We start from the raw sequence: 17,075 nt of genomic DNA, 5'->3' as shown, positions 1-17,075 counted from the left end.
CTTTGTCGGGTAGGGGTCCCGGATATCGCTGCGCTCATCCGGGCTACGGGGCTCGGCCTCACAACACGTGTGACGCGCCCGGAATCTTTCGTAACGCTGCCGTCAATCCCCAACTCAAAATCACCGTGAGCACGAAGCCGATCGCGGCCTTCGCGATGGCCGGCAGGCTGTAGTCGTACAGCACGTATTGGATCCACAGCGCGATCGGGTAGTGCACCAGGAAGATGCCGTAGGCATCCGCCTGCATGCGATCGAGCAGGTTGGGCCCCGGCGCCTTCGAACGCAGGAAGAAGGCAAGGATCGCGAGCAGGATCGAGGCCGAGAACAGCACGAAGAACGTGCCGTAGAACACGTGGTACCAGTGCGGCAGGTGATCGGGATTACCGAGGATCTCCCGCTTGATGTAGATCATGCACCACATCAGGCAGTAGGGGATCAGCGTGATGATCACCCAGGTCCAGCGGCTCTTCGGCAGTTGGCCCTCGGCGCTGAGGATGCCGCGGTCGAAATTCGCGGCACCGACGCTGACGCCAATGAAGAAATAGGCAAAGTAGAGCAGGATGCGGCTCGCCTGCACCGAGAACGGTCCGAACTCGAACCATTTGTTGGTCCCGAAATAGACCAGCGCCGGCAGATAGACGATGACGCTCAGGGCGACGAGCATCAGCCAGAATAGGACCGGCTGCTCGAAGCCGCGCAACGAAATGCGGTTGCCGGGATCGACCAGATGCGCCGAGACCCGATAGAGCAGGCTGGCGGTCAGGTCGAACGCCAGCAGCACCCACACGAACCAGATCGGACCGCTCGGCCACGGGCCTGATGTCACCGTCTTCCACCAGAACGCGGCAAAGGTCAGCTCGGGATCGGCCCGCAGCGCGATCGCGTAATAAGCGAGTGGAATGACGGTGACCGCCGCGATCGCGAACGGCAGCCCGAGCCGCAGCAGGCGGTCGCGCAGGAAGACCGATGGCGCCTTGCGCGCGATGCCCGGCCAGGTGAACAGGCCCGACAGGAAGAAGAACATCGCCATGAAGAAGCTGTCGGTCGCCAGCACGATCATGTCGAAGCCGGCAAAGGAGGCCGGATCGGTGTGTCCGAAATGGGTGTAGGGAATGACGGCATGATGCAGCAGCACCACCAGCGTCAGGAAGGTGCGGGCGCGGTCCAGCGACAGATTGCGCGCCTTGGCCTTCGGCGCGGCGTGCGCCTCTGCGCCGATCGTCGCAGAATGTGACATCGTGATCATGGCTGCCCCGGTCGCTTCTCTCCCGGACAGACTGTGCCGCCGGGAACCGGATTCAGCAAGCGCAGTTTGAGTCGCACCCTGCCGGTGGGCGACCGGTAGGAACCAGTTCCGCGCAGCGAAGTTAGCGTCCACGAATGCGTTGAGGGCCGCAAGCCTGCGGCCTCAAGCTGGAGCTGGCGATGACGATCCTGAAATGGGCGCTGATCTTTCTCTTGATCTCGATCGTGGCCGGCGTGCTCGGCTTCACGGGCGTCTCCGCCGCCTCCGCCGACATCGCCCGCTTCCTGTTCTACGTCTTCGTCGTGATTTTCCTGGTGCTGCTGATACTGGGGCTGACGATCTTCAGGGCGTAGGGAGGGATTGAATTGGCGCGCCGGCCCCCGACCGGTCCGCTCAATTTTGTGCGAACGGTCGCACGTGGGCGACCAGCTCCGCCAAGAACTCGTCGGGACGATCGAACGGAATGAAATGGCTCCCGCCGCGCACCCAGACAAATTCCTTGTGCGGGGCCGTGATCTGATTGAAGAGTTGTTCGGCCGGCCCACTCGGTGTGTTGTAGTCGGCATCGCCCTCGATGAAGATGACCGGGATCGGGAACGCGAGTCCCAGCGAGGCGACGTCACGCTTGAACATGGGGCCCTCTCGTCCGCGCAGATATTTTGCGGAGAAGGCCATGCCTTTGCGCCAGTTGTACCAATCCAGCAGCGAGAAATCCGGCATGAACGGGGGTGGGACGGGGCCCGCCAGCTGGAAGCTCTCGATAGAGGCTAGCCCCAGCGCCTTGCTCCACTTGTCCGCAACCTGTCGATTTTGTGGACTCATTAGAGGTCGCGCGACGATTGGTGCCAATTCCGCCAGAGCGTCGCTGTTGGCAGCGGACCGCGCCAAAGCTTGAAGATGCGCGATCGTGATCTCGAACTGCTTCTCGAACGTCACCCTGCCGACCACTTGTCCCGTGCCGACATAGGCATAAAACAGATCAGGGCGCTGCTTGATGATGTGAATGCCCAGGAACGAGCCCCACGAATGCCCGACCAGGACAATCCTATCCTTGTGCAGATGGGTTCGCAGGTATTCGGCCAGTTCGACACCATCCTGCGTCATTCGCTCCAATGTCATGGTTGGAGCAAGCGCGTCTCCAGCCTCACCATAGGTGCGGCCGGTGCCCCGCTGGTCCCATTGAACAACGGTGAAATGCTTTTCCCAGGGGCGCCAACCCGACGAGATCGGCAAGGTGGAGCCTCCGGGCCCGCCATGGACGAACAGGAGAACCGGGTTATCCCGATCCTCGCCGCGGATCTGAATCCATTGCTTGATACCGCCGATATCGACGAACTCTCCCTCCTGAACCCCATTGGGAGAGCGGATCGCGAGAGTTTCAGCAGCAAGATGCTGGCGATAGGCACGAAAACCCAGTCCGGCGGCAGTCACCAAAACGAGGATGCCGGCTACACCCAGCAACGAGACCCCAATCAGTCTTGCGGCCTTGCGCGGCATCTTGTGCCTTGTGCGGGCTAGGAAGAGGCGACGGATGGTCGCCCCGGCATCACGCTTCCTCGATCTTCACCTTGTCCGGATAGAAGGCAAGGTGACCGGAAATCTCGGTCATCGCGGGGAAGGGCGTCTCGTAGGTCCAGATCGCGTTGTCCAGCGTCTTGCCGTCGGCCTTGATGCTGTAATAGCTGGCGTCGCCCTTGTAGGGGCAATGGGTGACGCGGTCGGTGCGCTTCAGCAGCGTCATGTTTGCATCCTGTCGCGGCACATATTGCACCGCCGGATATTTGGCTTCCTTCAGCGTCAGCGCCTTGCTGGTCTCGGCGATCACGATGTCGCCCGCCGTGACACGGACGCGCCGCGGGTTGGGGGTGATGGTGATGGGGTGGTCGGGCCCTGGAAGCTTCATGATTTCACGCCTTTTCGATCAATCTGCCGCGCGCGGCACTTTGTCGTGCCTTTATCCTGATGGGATCAGGGATATAGTGCCTGAGTGCGTGACGTAGAAGGCCGTTCACGCTAAGTTTGCCTCGGCCGGTCCGGGGACCCGGCAAGCGATTCGACGACGGGGCTGCCTTGCAGCCGAGATTAAGGAGCACGACCCGAATGCCCATGGACGCCCACGATATCGAGGCGATGATCAAGGCAGCGATCCCCGATGCCGAGGTGACGATCCGTGACCTCGCCGGCGATGGCGACCACTATGCCGCGACCGTGATCTCGGAATCCTTCCGCGGCAAGTCCCGCGTCCAGCAGCACCAGATCGTCTACCAGTCCCTGCGCGGCCAGATGGGTGGCGTGCTGCATGCGCTGGCGCTGCAAACCGGGGTACCCGGCACCTGATCTGATCACGACGGGGAGCGATGATGGCTGCGGATAATCCGCGCGGCGCGATGTTTCGCGTCATCGTGCCGAACCAGCACAGCCGCGTCACCAATGCCGAGCTGTTCTTCGATCTCGTCTTCGTCTTTGCCGTCACGCAGGTCTCGCACACGCTGCTGCACCATTTCACGCCGCTCGGCGCGGTGCATGTCACGGTGCTGTTCCTCGCGGTGTGGTGGGTGTGGGTCTACACCGCCTGGGTCACCAACTGGCTCAATCCGGAGCTGACGCCGGTCCGCGTCATGCTCTTCCTGATGATGCTGGGCGGCCTCGTGCTGTCGACGACGATCCCGACCGCCTTCGAAGGGCGGGGACTGTGGTTTGCGATTGCCTATGCGGCCATGCAGGTCGGACGTACCGCGTTCTGGATGTTCGCAACGCCGCGCCACCGGACGGCGGTGCGGCACAACGCGATCCGCATCCTGGTCTGGCTCTGCGGTTCCGCGATCTTCTGGATATCAGGCGGTCTCGCGCATGACGAAGCGCGGCTGTGGTTCTGGATCGTGGCGCTCGCGATCGAATATATTTCGCCAGCGGCCCGCTTCTGGGTTCCGAAGCTGGGTTTCTCGTCGGTCGAGGCCTGGGCCGTCGAGGGCGGCCACATGGCCGAACGCTGTTCTCTCTTCGTCATCATCGCGCTCGGCGAGGCCGTCGTCGTCAACGGCGCCACCTTCGCCGAGCTGGAGTGGACCGCGGAGAATATCCTGGCCTTCGTCTCTGCGCTGGTCGGCGCCATCGCGATGTGGTGGATCTATTTCCACAAGGGCGCCGAGGCCGGCGCCGAGCAGATCTCGAAATCCGCCGAATCCGGCCGACTGGCGCGGCTCGCCTACACCTATCTGCACATGCCGATCGTCGCCGGCATCATCCTGACCGCGGTGTCGGATGAGCTGGTGCTGAAGCATCCGACCGGGCATTCCGACGTCCGCACCATCGTGAGCACGATCGGCGGGCCGCTGGTGTTTTTGATCGGCACCATCCTGTTCAAGCACGCGATCCGCGGCTTCCTCCAGCTCTCGCACGGCATCGGCATCATCCTGCTGCTGGTGCTGTGGTGGTTCGCCGCCGATCTTTCTCCGCTCTGGCTGTCGGTCGCGACGACCCTGATCATGATCGTCGTGGCGGTGTGGGAATCGGTCTCGCTGGGATCGACGGGCGAGGTGGAGGAGCACTGAGCTCCCGGAGCGTTTACTCCGCCGCCTCCAGCGCATGCACCGAGAACATCTTGGCCGCATCCGTCCAGCTCACGCGCACCTGCCAGCCGGCGCCCTGCGCCAGCGCCGCGAAACGCTCGAGGCTGTATTTGTAGCTGTTCTCGGTGTGGATGCTCTCGCCGGGGCGGAACGAGAAGCTGGTGCCGAGCAGGCGCACGGTCTGGCTCTTCTTGCTGATCAGGTGCATCTCGATGCGGTGCCGCTCGCGATTGTAGATGGCGCGATGGGTGAAGGCGGAGAGGTCGAAATTGCCGCCGAGCTCGCGGTTGATGCGCACCAGCACATTGAGGTTGAAGCGCGCGGTGACGCCGGCGGCATCGTTATAGGCATCAAAGAGCACGCGCTCGTCCTTCTCGAGGTCGGCGCCGATGATCATCTGCGCGCCCCGGCCCAGAATCGCGCGCGCGCTCTTCAGGAAGGCTTGCGCTTCATGCGGCTCGAAATTGCCGATGGTCGAGCCCGGGAAGAAGCCGACCTTGGGCATCGACGCGACCGCCCTGGGCAGCTCGAACGGCGTGGTGAAGTCGGCCGCCACCGGATAGATGCCGAGCGACGGGAAGTCCCGCTTCAGGCCGTTCGCCTGCGCCGTCAGAAAGTCGCCGGAAATGTCGACGGGGACATAGGCCGCGAATTTGCAGTGATTGAGCAGCAGGCGGACCTTCGTGGTCGCGCCGGCGCCGAACTCGACCAGCGCGGCGTGCTCGGGAATGATCTTTGCGATATCGCTGCCGCGCTCCCTCAGGATCGCAAGCTCGGTGCGTGTCGGATAATATTCCGGCAGGCGTGTGATCGCCTCGAACAATTCCGATCCGGTCGCATCGTAGAAATATTTCGGCGACAGTTTTTTCGGCTGCTGCGACAGATCCTCGATGGCCTCGCGGGCGAAGGCGGTGGTCTGCTCGTCGGGAAGATGGGCTTCGGCCAAAGCGCTGGCGTGCACATTCATGATACTCTCCTGAACGCGCTGTCCGGCGCGCATTTGTCGTCGGATGAGAATTTTACTCGTAGTCGGCGAGCCGCAATCCCGTGAACTGCCACCGGTGGTGCGGATAGAAGAAGTTGCGATAAGTAATACGGCTGTGGCCTTCAGGAGTTGCAAGCGAGGATCCGCGCAGCACCAACTGGTTGACCATGAACTTGCCGTTGTACTCGCCGAGGGCACCTTCGATGGCGCGATAGCCGGGGTAGGGCGAATACGAGCTGCGGGTCCACTGCCAGACGATCCCGAAGGCGTCGTTGAGCTGGCCCGCGCGTGCCACGACCTCCCATTCCATCTCGGTCGGCAGGTGTTTCCCCGCCCAGCGCGCGAACGCATCGGCTTCGTAATAGCTGACGTGGCAGACCGGCGCGCTAGGATCGACCGGCTTAAGGCCGGCGAGCGTCATCACCTGCCAGGCGCCATCGACCTCGCGCCAATGGCCCGGCGCCTGCCAGTCGTCCTTGTTGGCGGCGGCAAAGCCGTCCATCAGCCAGAGCGTTGCGTTCGCGTAGCCGCCATCGCGCATGAAGGCGAGCCATTCGCCATTGGTGACGAGATTGCGGGCGATCTTGACCGGGCCGACGAGGGCGCGATGGGCCGGCTTCTCGTTGTCGAAATGGAAGCTGTCGTCGACATGGCCGACAGTGTGAATGCCTTCGTTGAGCGTCAGCCAGTCATCCCCGGTGCGCGTCGCGGACGGAAAGCGCCAATCCGGATCGTAGGCCGGATAGACCGGATTCTGCGCAAAGCCGTGCAGGATGTCGGTGAACATCAATTCCTGATGCTGCTGCTCGTGATTGAGCCCGACCTCGACCAGCGGCGCGACGGCACGGAGCTTGTCCTCGCCGGCTTCCCAGAAGAATTTGACGACGGCCGCATCGACATGACCGCGATAGGCGCCGATCTCGGTCGCGCTGGGACGGGTGATGTCGCCGCGGTGATTCCGGGCATGACGCGGCCCGGCGCTGACATAGTAGGAATTGAACAGGAAGGCGAAATCGGGGTGGAAGGGCCGGTAGCCTGGGGCGTGCTCGCCGAGCAAAAACTGCTCCCAGAACCAGGTGGTGTGGGCCCGGTGCCATTTCGCGGGGCTGGCATCCGGCATGGACTGGATCTGCTGGTCCTCCGGCGATAGCGGCGCGGCCCGGCGCTCGGTCTCGTTGCGTACGGCGAGAAACGCGTCCTGAAGCTGCTGGGCGAGGTTGCCCGCGTGGGAGGACGGTGACGAAACCGGGGCAGTGGCCGTAGCGGAAGCTTGTTTCGTCACGTTTTTCTCCAGACAGGACAAAAGAACGTTGTTGGCGTTACCCGGTTCCAAAACCGAGGTTCGTCCTAGATAGGGGCTCCGTTACGGTATGAAAGTCCTCCCCGGTGATGATATTCGTGTCATCATGCAATGGGGCCGGCGCCCTCAGGATCGACCGCGGAGGGGGTGTTCGCCGCCATTTTACTTTGGATGCACAACGGTTTGGGCTACATATATGGGCAGGTATCGGGTTAAATCGGCTGAGCCGGCCCGGAGTGGTTGTTGAGGGCTCCGCCCCAGAAGGAAACGGATATGAGCATCGAGGAATTCATCGCCAACGAAGTGAAGTCGAACGACGTGGTTCTGTTCATGAAGGGCACGCCGCAATTTCCGCAGTGCGGTTTCTCCGGCCAGGTCGTCCAGATCCTCGACCACATCGGCGTCGGCTATAAGGGCCTCAACGTCCTCGAATCCGCCGAGCTGCGCAACGGCATCAAGACCTTCTCCAACTGGCCGACCATTCCTCAGCTCTATGTGAAGGGCGAGTTCATCGGCGGCTGCGACATCGTCCGTGAGATGTTCCAGGCCGGCGAATTGCAGCAGCTCTTCTCCGAGAAGGGCGTCGCCGTCGCGGCTTGATGCATGACCGCGCTGTCGCGCCGGATTGGCGGCGCGGAGCTCGAGGTCATCGTTGCTGACATCACCACGCTGAGCGTTGACGCCATCGTCAACGCTGCAAATTCATCCCTCCTTGGCGGAGGCGGCGTCGATGGTGCGATCCACGACGCTGCCGGTCCCGAGCTTCTCGCTGAGTGCCAGACGCTCGGAGGGTGTCCGACCGGCGATGCCAAGATCACCAAGGGCTATTTTCTGCCCGCCCGCCATGTGATCCACGCGGTCGGCCCCGTATGGCACGGTGGCACCCGCGGCGAGGCAGAGGCGCTACGTTCCTGTTATCGCCGCGCAGTTGAGCTCTCCCAGGTCAATGGGCTGAGTTCGCTGGCGTTCTCCGCAATTTCCACCGGCGTGTATCGTTTTCCGGCAGAGCAGGCCGCGAAGATTGCGGTCCATGCGACCATTGAAGCCTTGCCGGCTGCGCCCCTGGTCGCCCGTGTCATATTTTGTTGTTTTTCGGAGAGAAGCGCGGCTCTCCACACCGACGTTTTGGCGCGCTACGGCAGCCCTTGTGCCTGATGACGTGGTCGGTACACTCCGCCCGGCCATGTTCCGGGGAGGGGATATGATTTCAAAGTCTGGACTGCGTGCGCTCGCCTGCGGCGCACTGGTGTCGCTTGGCGCGATGTCGTTCGCACGGGCAGAGGGCACCTACGAGATTCCTGCCGGCGCGCATTTCAATCAGAACAAGCTCGCCAGGATCAGCGAGTTCTTCAAGAACGAGGTCGCGACCGGCAAGATCGCCGGCGCGACCGTGCTGATCCAGCAGCACGGCAAGCCGGTTTACCACGAGGCCTTCGGCGTGCAGGACGTGGTCGGCAAGGCGCCGATCACCGACAAGACGATCTTCCGCCTGTTCTCGATGAGCAAGGCGATCACGTCCGTCGTCGCGGTGCGGCTGATCGAGGACGGCAAGATCAAGCTCGACGATCCCGTCTCGAAATACATCCCGTCCTTCGCCAACGTGAAGGTCGGCGTCGAGAAGAAGGCCGACGACGGCACCAAGTCGCTCGAGCTCGTGCCGCCGACGCGGCCGATGACGGTGCTCGACCTGATGCGCCATACGTCCGGTGTCACCTACGGCTTCTATGGCGACAGCCTGGTCCGCAAAGCCTATCGCGAGGCCAACATCTATGCCGGCGATTTCGACCTCGCCGAGTTCGCCGAGCGCATCGCCAAGCTGCCGCTGCACAACCAGCCGGGTGCGCTGTGGCAATACGGCCATTCCACCGACATCCTGGCGCGAGTCATGGAAGTTGCCACTGGCAAGCCGCTCATCGAGATCGAACGGGAGAAGCTGCTCGATCCGCTCGGCATGGTCGACACCGGCTTCTTCGTCACCGACCCCGAGAAGCAGAAGCTGCTGGCGCAGCCGGTGCCGAACGACAGCGATTTCCGGGTCGGCCGGATCAACGATCCGACGGTCGTCAAGAAGATCCAGTTCGCCAGCGGCGGCATGGTCACGACCATGGCGGACTATGCGCGGTTCGCGCAGATGCTGCTCAATGGCGGCAGCCTCGACGGCAAGACCATTCTCAAGCCCGAGACGTTCAAGCTGATGGCGACCGATCAGGTCGGCCCCGGCTCCGGCGTCGATCGCGACTATTTCTACTTCCCCGGCGACGGTTTCGGCTTCGGCCTCGGCCTTGCCGTCCGCACCGATCCCGGCAACGCAAAACCGCCGCCGCCCGGCGATCTCGGGGAATTGAAGTGGGACGGCGCCTCCGGCTGCTATTTCGTGATCGATCCCAAGCAGGACATGTTCTTCGTGCTGCTGGAGCAAACCCCGACCGAGCGCCAGCGCGTGCAGCGGACACTGAAGCAGTTGGTTTATGAAGCCATGGAGAACTGATATGGGAGGGTGCCGCGCGCTGATCGCGGCGCTCGTTCTGCTGTCGAGTGCGGTTGGTGCGCAAGCGGGCTCAGAGACGCGCGCCGCACGCAGCTTCTCGCCTGAAGGCCTCGCAAAGGTCTCCGACTACATCCGCAAGGAGATCGTTGCCGGAACGTTTCCGGGCGCGATCCTGCTGCTGCAGCAGCACGGCAAGCCGGTCTACTACGAGAATTTCGGCGTCCGCGACGTCGCAACCGGGATTTCGATGAGCGCGGACACGATCTTCCGCCTCTACTCGATGTCGAAGCCGGTCACGTCAGTGATGGCGATGATGCTGGTCGAGGAGGGCAGGCTTTCGCTCGACGATCCCGTCGCAAAGTACATTCCGGCCTTTGCCAGCATGAAGGTCGGCGTCGAGACGAAGGCCGAGGATGGCAAGGTTTCTCTGGAGCTCGAGCCGCTCAGCCGCCCTGTCACGATCAAGGACTTGATGCGCCACACCGCAGGGCTGCCGTACGGTTATTACGGCGGGGAGTTGGTGAACAAGCTTTATGCCGATGCGGGTCTCTTCAACAACGGAGATTCGACCAATGCCGAGTTCGTCGCAAAGATCACCGCGCTGCCGCTCGCCGAACAGCCCGGCACGAAATGGGATTACGGCCACGCCACCGATGTGCTCGGCCGTGTCGTCGAGTTGATCTCGGGAAAAACGCTGCTTCAGTTCGAGAAGGAGCGGCTGCTGGGTCCGCTCGGCATGACCGAGACGGCGTTCTTCGTCGCTGATCCCGTCAACTTCCCGCGCATCGCCGAGCCGATGCCGACAGATCGCAACATCAATCCGACGACGCAGGTTCGCGATATCAGGCGGTCCGTGAGATGGGAATCCGGCGGCGGCGGCATGGTCGGCACGGTCGGCGACTACGCCCGTTTCGCGCAGATGCTGCTGGATGGCGGCACCTTTGAGGGCCGGCGCTATCTCAAGCCCGAGACCATTGCACTGATGGCGTCGGACCACATCGGACCGGAGACGAGAATCGCGCGCGACCAGAACTATTATCCGGGCGCGTCCTCTGGCTACGGCCTCGGCTTTGCGGTGCGCACGTCGGTACCGGCGGGCACGTCGTGGCCGCTTGGCGAATATCGCTGGGACGGCGTCGGCGGCACCTTCTTCTTCATCGATCCCGAGGACGATCTGTTCGGGATCTTCATGGTGCAGACCCCGTCGCAGCGCGGCCGGATCCAGCTGGCACTGAAGACGCTGATCTATCAGGCGATGGGGCGCTGATCGCGGGCGTTGCGCTCTATCCGGGCTACGGGGCCGAAGCTTACGCCCCGCGCACGATCTCTCTGATGTAGCCGATCGTCTCCTCGATCTGGCTCGCGTTGACGTCGAGATGGGTGCAGGCGCGGATTCGGCCGTCCATCATCGCGAGCGTCACGCCGCGCTGGCGCAGCGCCGCGACCATCTTGTCGCCGGCAATGCCGGCGCCGTCGGGCTTGAAGAACACCAGGTTGGTCTCGGGCTCCTGCACCTCGATGCCTGCGGTCTGCGACAATCCGCGGGCGAGTGCGCGCGCATTGGCGTGGTCGTCGGCAAGGCGGTCGACGTGGTGGTCGAGCGCGTAGATGCAGGCGGCGGCGCAGATCCCGGCCTGCCGCATCGAGCCGCCGAGGCGCTGCTTCCATTGCCAGACCGCGTCGATGAAGGTGCGCGAGCCTGCGAGAACGCCGCCGATCGGCGCGCCCAGGCCCTTGGAGAAGTCGATCCAGGCCGAATCCCAGCCCGCGGTCATGTCGCGCGGGGAGATGCCGCTGGCCACGGTGGCGTTGAGCAGGCGCGCGCCGTCCATGTGGGTGACGAGACCGTGCTGCTTGGCGATCGCGACGATCTCGTCGAGCGCGGCCTTCTTCCAGATCGTGCCGCCGCCGATATTGGCGGTCTGCTCGACACTGACGACGGTCTGCGGCGGCTGGTAGCGCGTGCGCGGATGCAGCGCCTTGCGGAATGTTTCCGGCGTGAACTGGCCGTCGGCCCCCTTCAACTGCGTTACCTGGAAGCCGCCAATTGCGGCATGCGCCCCGCCTTCGCGGGCGATGATGTGCGCGGTCTCATGGGCGAGGATCTCGTCGCCGGGCCGGCAATGCACCAGCGTCGCGGTGACGTTGCACATCGTGCCCGAGGGCATGTAGACCGCGGCTTCCTTGCCGAGCAGATCGGCAACGCGTTCGCACAGCGCATTGACGGTCGGATCGTCGCCGACCTGCTCGTCGCCGACCTCGGCCCGCGCCATCGCCTCGCGCATCGCAGCCGTCGGCTTGGTCTGCGTGTCCGACAGCAGATTGATGCGCACCGGCGGCGCCTTGGGATCGATCGGGGGAGGGGTGTAGGACATTACAGACCGTGCTTCTTCCACATGGCTCGAACTTCGTCGGCACTGGCTAACTCGCCGCGGGCGATTTCAGCCTCTGCCTCGATCAGTTCGGCCTCTTCCATTGCTGTTAGCTTTAGCGGAGGCCGATCATCAACCTTGTCCAAGGCCTCGTCGAGAGGACGCGTCATGATCAAGCTCCATTGCTCGCGACTTTAGCACAGGAGAATCGTGAGATGGAGTGGCCAGCCTCAAACAAAAAGGCCCCGGAAAACCGGGGCCTTTGAATGTCGATCTGCCGAACTATCAGCGCGAATAGAATTCGACGACCAGATGCGGCTCCATCTGCACCGGGAACGGCACGTCGGAGAGGGCGGGGATGCGGATGTACTTCGCGGTCATCTTGCCGTGGTCGACTTCGAGATAGTCGGGGGTGTCACGCTCGGGAAGCTGGCTGGCTTCGAGCACGTGGGCGAGCTGCTTGGAGGCTTCCTTGACCTCGATCACGTCGCCGACCTTGAGCTGGTAGCTCGAAATGTTGACCTTGCGGCCGTTCACCTTGACGTGGCCGTGGTTGATGAACTGGCGCGCGGCGAAGATCGTCGAGACGAACTTGGCGCGGTACACGACCGCGTCGAGACGACGCTCGAGCAGGCCGATCAGGTTCTCGCCGGTGTCACCCTTCAGGCGGCTGGCCTCGACATAGATGCCGTGGAACTGGCGCTCGGAAATGTTGGCGTAATAGCCCTTCAGCTTCTGCTTGGCGCGCAGCTGCACGCCGAAGTCGGAGAGCTTGCCCTTGCGGCGCTGGCCGTGCTGGCCGGGGCCGTATTCCCTGCGGTTGACGGGGCTCTTCGGGCGGCCCCAGATGTTCTGGCCCATACGGCGATCGATCTTGTACTTCGCCTCACTGCGCTTAGTCATCGCGTCCTCTTCGGTTGCATGGTTTGAGGAAACGCGCCCTCCTGTGTGACGGGAATGATCCCGGCACCGACAGGTCCGATCCCCAAAGCATAGGGGGCAGGACCACGGGTCGCGAAACGCTTCGCGGGCCGAAATCGGCCCGCGAGCAGGCGGCTTTTAGGGGAGTTTGGGGTTCGCTGTCAATGCGAATGGGCGCGGAATCAAGTCCCGACCGCCCGAATGGGCTTCGGGCCCGCCGCCCGCAATTCGGCAGCGATTTCAGTGTTCAGCACCTGTTCCAGCCGGGTCAGGACCCGGGCGATCGGGGCGGCGTCGGTGACCCGATGGTCCCAGCGGATCACGACATGGATGGTCTGGTCGGGCGCGACCACCCCGTAGCTGACGATGAAGGGGCCGGGCGTGACGGGATGCAGTTCGCCGCCGCCATAGGCAGCCACCGAGCTTACCGCAAAGCTGCCGAACCAGTTGCCCCGTTGCCGGCCGAAATTCAGGCCAATCGCCCAGGACAGCCGCCGCAGCGGCAGCGGCAGCCGGGTCGCCCGCATGATCTTGCGGAACATCGGGACGTCCTCGATCGGTGCCGTCTTGGCACGCCGGATCTCAGCGTCGACGGCTGCGAGCGGCAGGGCCTCCGGGGCCGCGATTCGCTGGGGCAGGACGCATTCCTCGCCATCCTCGACCCGGGCAATCGCCACCAGCGCCACGCTCTTTGGCAGCTCGTAGAGCATCGGCCAGGGCCATTTGGCATAGACGGTGCGCAGGATCGGCTCGTCCTGGGCGACCAGGGCGAAGGCCTTGACGAACATGGCGGCCCAGCCGGCGGGTACCATGGTGGTCGCGCGGGCCTCCAGCAGGGGGCGGATATTGAGCGAGCGGGAGAGTGAGACGAACGGTACGTCCATCGACGCGCGCATGAGGTCGCAAATCAGGCGGCGCGGCAGCGAAATGGTCTTGGGCGTCCCGCGCATCGGTCTTTCGGTTCCCTCAGATCAAAATATTGCAGCGAGAGGGAGTTCCCCGCTCGCCGCGTGCTCTAGCACGAACCAACCCGCGTGGGGTCGGTCGGTTCGCAGCATCAGGGCGCCGGCGAGGCCAGCGGCTTGGTCTTGTCGACGACGTAAACTCCCAGTACTTTCATAGCCTTATCGCCATGGGCCTTGGCGTCGTGCACGACGCCCGCCGGGATCTGGTAGGAATCGCCGGCTTTCAGGGTCTTTTCCGGCTGACCGTCGATCAGGAGATTGAGCTCGCCTTCCAGGACATAGCCCGTCTCAATTCCGGGATGGGTATGGCGTCCGGCCGCGCCGCCCGCCGGGACCTCCGCGATCGCGGTGATGGTGTTGTAGCCGTCTGGAAATTCGACCTTCTGGAGCGGGGTGCGCTTGATGCCGGTCTGCTGGGCGAACGCTGCAACGGCAAGGCCGGTGAAGGCGAGAGCGAGCAAAGTCTTTTTGAGCATGGTTTTTTCCTCCCTGGAACGACTGAGCCTAGCAAAGCGGCAGTTCCCGGCAAGGTGGCAATCGGCTTGATTAGCGTTTGACCCCATCGAACGCGGCCATGATGCCGCGCTGGAACAGCGACCAGTCGAAGCCGAGCGCGATGGCGCGGTAGCCGCGGTCGACCAGGGCGTTGGCCTGGTCGGCGGTGCGGGCGACGCCGCCGATCGGCACGCCGCTTCTGAGGATGCCGGCCTCGGCGCGGGCGACCAGCTCCAGCAGTTCCGGATCGTCCATCTGGCCGCGCTTGTTGATGGAGGTCGCGAGATCGCCGGGACCGATCACCGCGACGTCGATTCCTGGCGTGGCCATGATCTCGTCGATGCGGTTGACGGCATCGACATGCTCGATGGTGATCATGCAGATCATTTCGTCGTCGGCGCCCGCCATGTAGTCCGGCATCGACTGGCCCCAGCGGAACGGCGCGTGGAAGGGGCCCCAGAGACGATCGCCGCGCGGCGGGTAGCGCACGCTGCGCACCGCTTTCTCCGCCTCCGCGCGGTTCGTGATCATCGGGAAATTGATACCGAAGGCGCCGATGTCCATCGGCGCTTTCGCAAGCCACGGCTCGTTCGCCGCGATCCGCACCAAGGGCGTGCACGGCGTGCCGGTCGTGGCGGCGATCATCGCATGCGCTTCGGTGAGGCCGATCGGTCCGTGCTCGAGATCGACGATGATCCAGTCGAGCGAGCGCGCCATGATCTGCACGGTCTGCACGCTCGGGATGGTCGCGATCGCGCCGAAGGCGGGGCGGCCCTCGCGCCACAGCTGGCGAAGGCGATTGAGCGGCGTGGTCGGGACCGACATGTGATGACCCTGCGAAAGCTTGCGCGGAGATGACGATGGCGGAGCCTAGCAGCGCGCCTTCGTGGCGCAAGGTCAGGCCAGCGCGCGGCCGCCGAAGAACGGCGTCAGCGTGGCCGAAAGGCCGTGCACGCGGTTCGAGGTGAAGATCATCTCGGCGCCGGACTGCGCGATGCCGCCGGTGCGCGGGCCGAGCAGATCCGAGACGCGGCGGGCGATGGCCGGTGCCGGGTCGATCCAGTCGACCGGCCAGGGTGCGAGCCTGGTCAGCCGGTCGAGCAGCAGCGGATAATGCGTGCAGGCCAGCACCACCGTGTCGGTGCGCGCGCCTGCGTCCGCGGCATCACCGACGAAGCAGGGGGCGAGCTCGGCGAGGATGTCACCGTCGCTGATCGGATGGCCGCCGAGTGCGCGTTCGGCGAGCGAGGCCAGCTCGGGCGAGCCGACCAGCGTCACCTCGCAGCCCTGCGCGAAGTCGCGGATCAGCGCCTTGGTGTACTCGCGTTTCACCGTGCCCTTGGTGCCGAGCACGGAGACGCGCCGGGATTTCGATTGCGCGCAGGCCGGCTTGATCGCCGGCACCGTGCCGACGAAGGGCAGGGAATAAGCGGCGCGCAAGTGCGATAGGACCAGGGTGGACGCCGTGTTGCAGGCGATGACGATGAGGTCAGGATCATGCGTGCCGATCAACTCCCCCATCAGCGGCACGACGCGGGCGATGATCTCGTCCTCACTGTGGTGGCCGTAGGGGAAGAAGGCGTCGTCGGCGACGTAGACGTAATGCGCGTCCGGGCGCGCGGCCACGACCTCACGCAGCACGGTGAGCCCGCCAAGGCCGGAATCGAACACCAGGATCGTCGGGGAGTCTGTCACGTCGCCACCTTAAAGGCTCATGGTTACCATTCGGTTTTTGGGGCGGTTTTGCGGCGGGGCGGCCTGGGGCCAATTTGGAACGATTCAATTTCGCGATTGCCGCATGTTCCCGCTACCAGCAGCCATGCTGCGCTGCGGGCAGGGACATATCCGCAAAATTCCGGAGAGCCGACATGATCAGAAACACCGGTAACGGCTGGGGCAGCGTCGCCCGGTGGCTGCACTGGGTCCTGGCGCTGGCAATCATCGGCATGCTCGGCTTCGGCTGGTGGATGAACCACATCCCGGCGCGGCCCGACCGCTTCTTCTACCGCTCGATCCACGCCGATATCGGTTACATGATCCTGCTGCTGACCGTGCTGCGGCTGGTCTGGCGCCTCATCAACCCGACGCCGGCGCTGCCGGCCGACAGCCAGCCCTGGCAGAAGCTCGCCGCGCGCATCAGCCATGGCGCGCTCTATCTCGCCGTCATCGTCGTCGTCATGCTCGGCTGGGCGCATTCCGGCGCACATACGCCTGACTATTCGGACTTCTTCGGCCTGTTTCACGTGCCGCAATTCACATCTCCCGACCGGGCGGCGGCGAACGCCTATGAGGACCGCCACATCCTCTTTGCCTATGTGCTGCTCGCTTTGATCGCGGTTCATGTCGTCGCCGCCCTCTGGCACCACTTCATCCGCCGCGACCGCGTCGTGGCGCGGATGGTGACGGACGAGGCGGGGTAGGTTCGATCCCGTGTCCCGGACGCGCTGCAACGCCCCTCAGCGTTGCTGCGCAGAGCCGGGACCCACGTCGCGCAGCTCGCTCTCGGCCGTATGGGCCCCGGCTCTGCAGCGCACCGCTGAGGAAGCGCTGCGCTGCGTCCGGAGCACGAGAGGAAGGTGCGGGGTACGCTCTCTCCACATCGTCGTTGCGAGCGCAGCGAAGCAATCCAGAATCTTTCCTCAGTGGCAGTCTGGATTGCTTCGCTGCGCTCGCAATGACGGAGTATGATGCAGCGTCACGACAAACACATGCGGCGGAATCGCCGGAGTCAGCT

The 17,075-nt window shown here is 64.0% G+C and carries 20 protein-coding genes; 8 read left to right on the top strand and 12 right to left on the bottom strand.

The features are described 5' to 3' along the window. Positions 1 to 58: 58 nt before the first annotated feature. Entirely contained in the window at positions 59 to 1,246 is a 1,188-nt protein-coding gene (locus tag AC1RUR_RS26750) for an acyltransferase family protein (RefSeq protein WP_492849557.1), read from the bottom strand. 179 nt (positions 1,247 to 1,425) lie between these two features. Here AC1RUR_RS26750 and AC1RUR_RS26745 point away from each other — a divergent pair, with 179 nt between their 5' ends. Then, positions 1,426 to 1,599: a DUF1328 domain-containing protein gene (locus AC1RUR_RS26745; RefSeq protein ID WP_008564193.1), complete on the top strand. Its 174-nt coding sequence runs from the start codon at positions 1,426 to 1,428 to the stop codon at positions 1,597 to 1,599. A 40-nt stretch (positions 1,600 to 1,639) separates the two neighbouring features. On the opposite strand, the gene AC1RUR_RS26740 is transcribed toward AC1RUR_RS26745, so the two are convergent. Both AC1RUR_RS26740 and AC1RUR_RS26735 read right to left on the bottom strand, forming a co-directional pair. Next, positions 1,640 to 2,743, bottom strand: a complete 1,104-nt coding sequence (locus AC1RUR_RS26740) for an alpha/beta fold hydrolase (protein ID WP_492849555.1) — start codon at positions 2,741 to 2,743, stop codon at positions 1,640 to 1,642. Positions 2,744 to 2,792: 49 nt separating this feature from the next. Then, the gene (locus AC1RUR_RS26735) at positions 2,793 to 3,149 is read right to left on the bottom strand and encodes a DUF427 domain-containing protein (protein ID WP_492849553.1); all 357 of its coding nucleotides are present in this window, start codon (positions 3,147 to 3,149) and stop codon (positions 2,793 to 2,795) included. 197 nt (positions 3,150 to 3,346) lie between these two features. Here AC1RUR_RS26735 and AC1RUR_RS26730 point away from each other — a divergent pair, with 197 nt between their 5' ends. Both AC1RUR_RS26730 and AC1RUR_RS26725 read left to right on the top strand, forming a co-directional pair. Further along, positions 3,347 to 3,583, top strand: a complete 237-nt coding sequence (locus tag AC1RUR_RS26730) for a BolA family protein (RefSeq protein ID WP_011088461.1) — start codon at positions 3,347 to 3,349, stop codon at positions 3,581 to 3,583. Positions 3,584 to 3,606: 23 nt separating this feature from the next. Further along, complete coding sequence (locus tag AC1RUR_RS26725; RefSeq protein WP_492849550.1) at positions 3,607 to 4,797, top strand: low temperature requirement protein A; 1,191 nt, start codon at positions 3,607 to 3,609, stop codon at positions 4,795 to 4,797. 13 nt (positions 4,798 to 4,810) lie between these two features. On the opposite strand, the gene egtD is transcribed toward AC1RUR_RS26725, so the two are convergent. After that, complete coding sequence (gene egtD / locus AC1RUR_RS26720) at positions 4,811 to 5,782, bottom strand: L-histidine N(alpha)-methyltransferase (RefSeq protein ID WP_492849548.1); 972 nt, start codon at positions 5,780 to 5,782, stop codon at positions 4,811 to 4,813. Positions 5,783 to 5,834: 52 nt separating this feature from the next. After that, positions 5,835 to 7,133, bottom strand: a complete 1,299-nt coding sequence (gene egtB, locus AC1RUR_RS26715; protein WP_492849546.1) for an ergothioneine biosynthesis protein EgtB — start codon at positions 7,131 to 7,133, stop codon at positions 5,835 to 5,837. A gap of 240 nt (positions 7,134 to 7,373) precedes the next feature. Between egtB and grxD the strand changes: the two genes are divergently transcribed. The 4 genes from grxD to AC1RUR_RS26695 are packed head-to-tail and all read left to right on the top strand — an operon-like array spanning position 7,374 to position 10,855. After that, a complete protein-coding gene (gene grxD / locus AC1RUR_RS26710; protein WP_492849544.1) occupies positions 7,374 to 7,700 on the top strand; it encodes a Grx4 family monothiol glutaredoxin in 327 nt (108 codons plus the stop codon). 3 nt (positions 7,701 to 7,703) lie between these two features. Further along, the gene (locus AC1RUR_RS26705; RefSeq protein WP_492849542.1) at positions 7,704 to 8,255 is read left to right on the top strand and encodes an O-acetyl-ADP-ribose deacetylase; all 552 of its coding nucleotides are present in this window, start codon (positions 7,704 to 7,706) and stop codon (positions 8,253 to 8,255) included. A gap of 46 nt (positions 8,256 to 8,301) precedes the next feature. Then, positions 8,302 to 9,588: a serine hydrolase domain-containing protein gene (locus AC1RUR_RS26700; protein WP_492849540.1), complete on the top strand. Its 1,287-nt coding sequence runs from the start codon at positions 8,302 to 8,304 to the stop codon at positions 9,586 to 9,588. A 1-nt stretch (position 9,589) separates the two neighbouring features. After that, positions 9,590 to 10,855, top strand: coding sequence for a serine hydrolase domain-containing protein (locus tag AC1RUR_RS26695; RefSeq protein WP_492849538.1), 1,266 nt, complete (start codon positions 9,590 to 9,592; stop codon positions 10,853 to 10,855). Positions 10,856 to 10,895: 40 nt separating this feature from the next. Here the strand turns inward: AC1RUR_RS26695 and AC1RUR_RS26690 are convergent, their stop codons facing one another. From AC1RUR_RS26690 to murI, 7 genes are all read right to left on the bottom strand, one after another. Further along, on the bottom strand, positions 10,896 to 11,963 hold the full coding sequence (locus AC1RUR_RS26690; RefSeq protein WP_492849536.1) for a threonine aldolase family protein: 1,068 nt from the start codon (positions 11,961 to 11,963) through the stop codon (positions 10,896 to 10,898). Beyond that, entirely contained in the window at positions 11,963 to 12,130 is a 168-nt protein-coding gene (locus AC1RUR_RS26685) for a hypothetical protein (RefSeq protein WP_492849534.1), read from the bottom strand. The genes AC1RUR_RS26690 and AC1RUR_RS26685 overlap by 1 nt, the downstream gene beginning before the upstream one ends. A 115-nt stretch (positions 12,131 to 12,245) precedes the next feature. Beyond that, complete coding sequence (rpsD, locus tag AC1RUR_RS26680; RefSeq protein WP_492849532.1) at positions 12,246 to 12,863, bottom strand: 30S ribosomal protein S4; 618 nt, start codon at positions 12,861 to 12,863, stop codon at positions 12,246 to 12,248. Positions 12,864 to 13,063: 200 nt separating this feature from the next. Next, positions 13,064 to 13,831, bottom strand: coding sequence for an acyltransferase (locus AC1RUR_RS26675; RefSeq protein ID WP_492849530.1), 768 nt, complete (start codon positions 13,829 to 13,831; stop codon positions 13,064 to 13,066). Positions 13,832 to 13,938: 107 nt separating this feature from the next. Then, a complete protein-coding gene (locus tag AC1RUR_RS26670) occupies positions 13,939 to 14,322 on the bottom strand; it encodes a cupin domain-containing protein (RefSeq protein ID WP_135174169.1) in 384 nt (127 codons plus the stop codon). 70 nt (positions 14,323 to 14,392) lie between these two features. Then, positions 14,393 to 15,166: an HpcH/HpaI aldolase family protein gene (locus AC1RUR_RS26665; RefSeq protein WP_492849528.1), complete on the bottom strand. Its 774-nt coding sequence runs from the start codon at positions 15,164 to 15,166 to the stop codon at positions 14,393 to 14,395. A 72-nt stretch (positions 15,167 to 15,238) separates the two neighbouring features. Further along, on the bottom strand, positions 15,239 to 16,036 hold the full coding sequence (gene murI / locus AC1RUR_RS26660; RefSeq protein WP_492849526.1) for a glutamate racemase: 798 nt from the start codon (positions 16,034 to 16,036) through the stop codon (positions 15,239 to 15,241). A 173-nt stretch (positions 16,037 to 16,209) separates the two neighbouring features. Here murI and AC1RUR_RS26655 point away from each other — a divergent pair, with 173 nt between their 5' ends. Further along, positions 16,210 to 16,761, top strand: coding sequence for a cytochrome b (locus AC1RUR_RS26655; RefSeq protein WP_492849524.1), 552 nt, complete (start codon positions 16,210 to 16,212; stop codon positions 16,759 to 16,761). The last annotated feature ends 314 nt before the right edge of the window (positions 16,762 to 17,075 follow it).

This window comes from Bradyrhizobium sp. GW821-FHT12B03, assembly GCF_058807535.1.
Note: the sequence above shows the minus strand (reverse complement) of the source record. Positions and strands in the feature narration are given on the sequence as shown.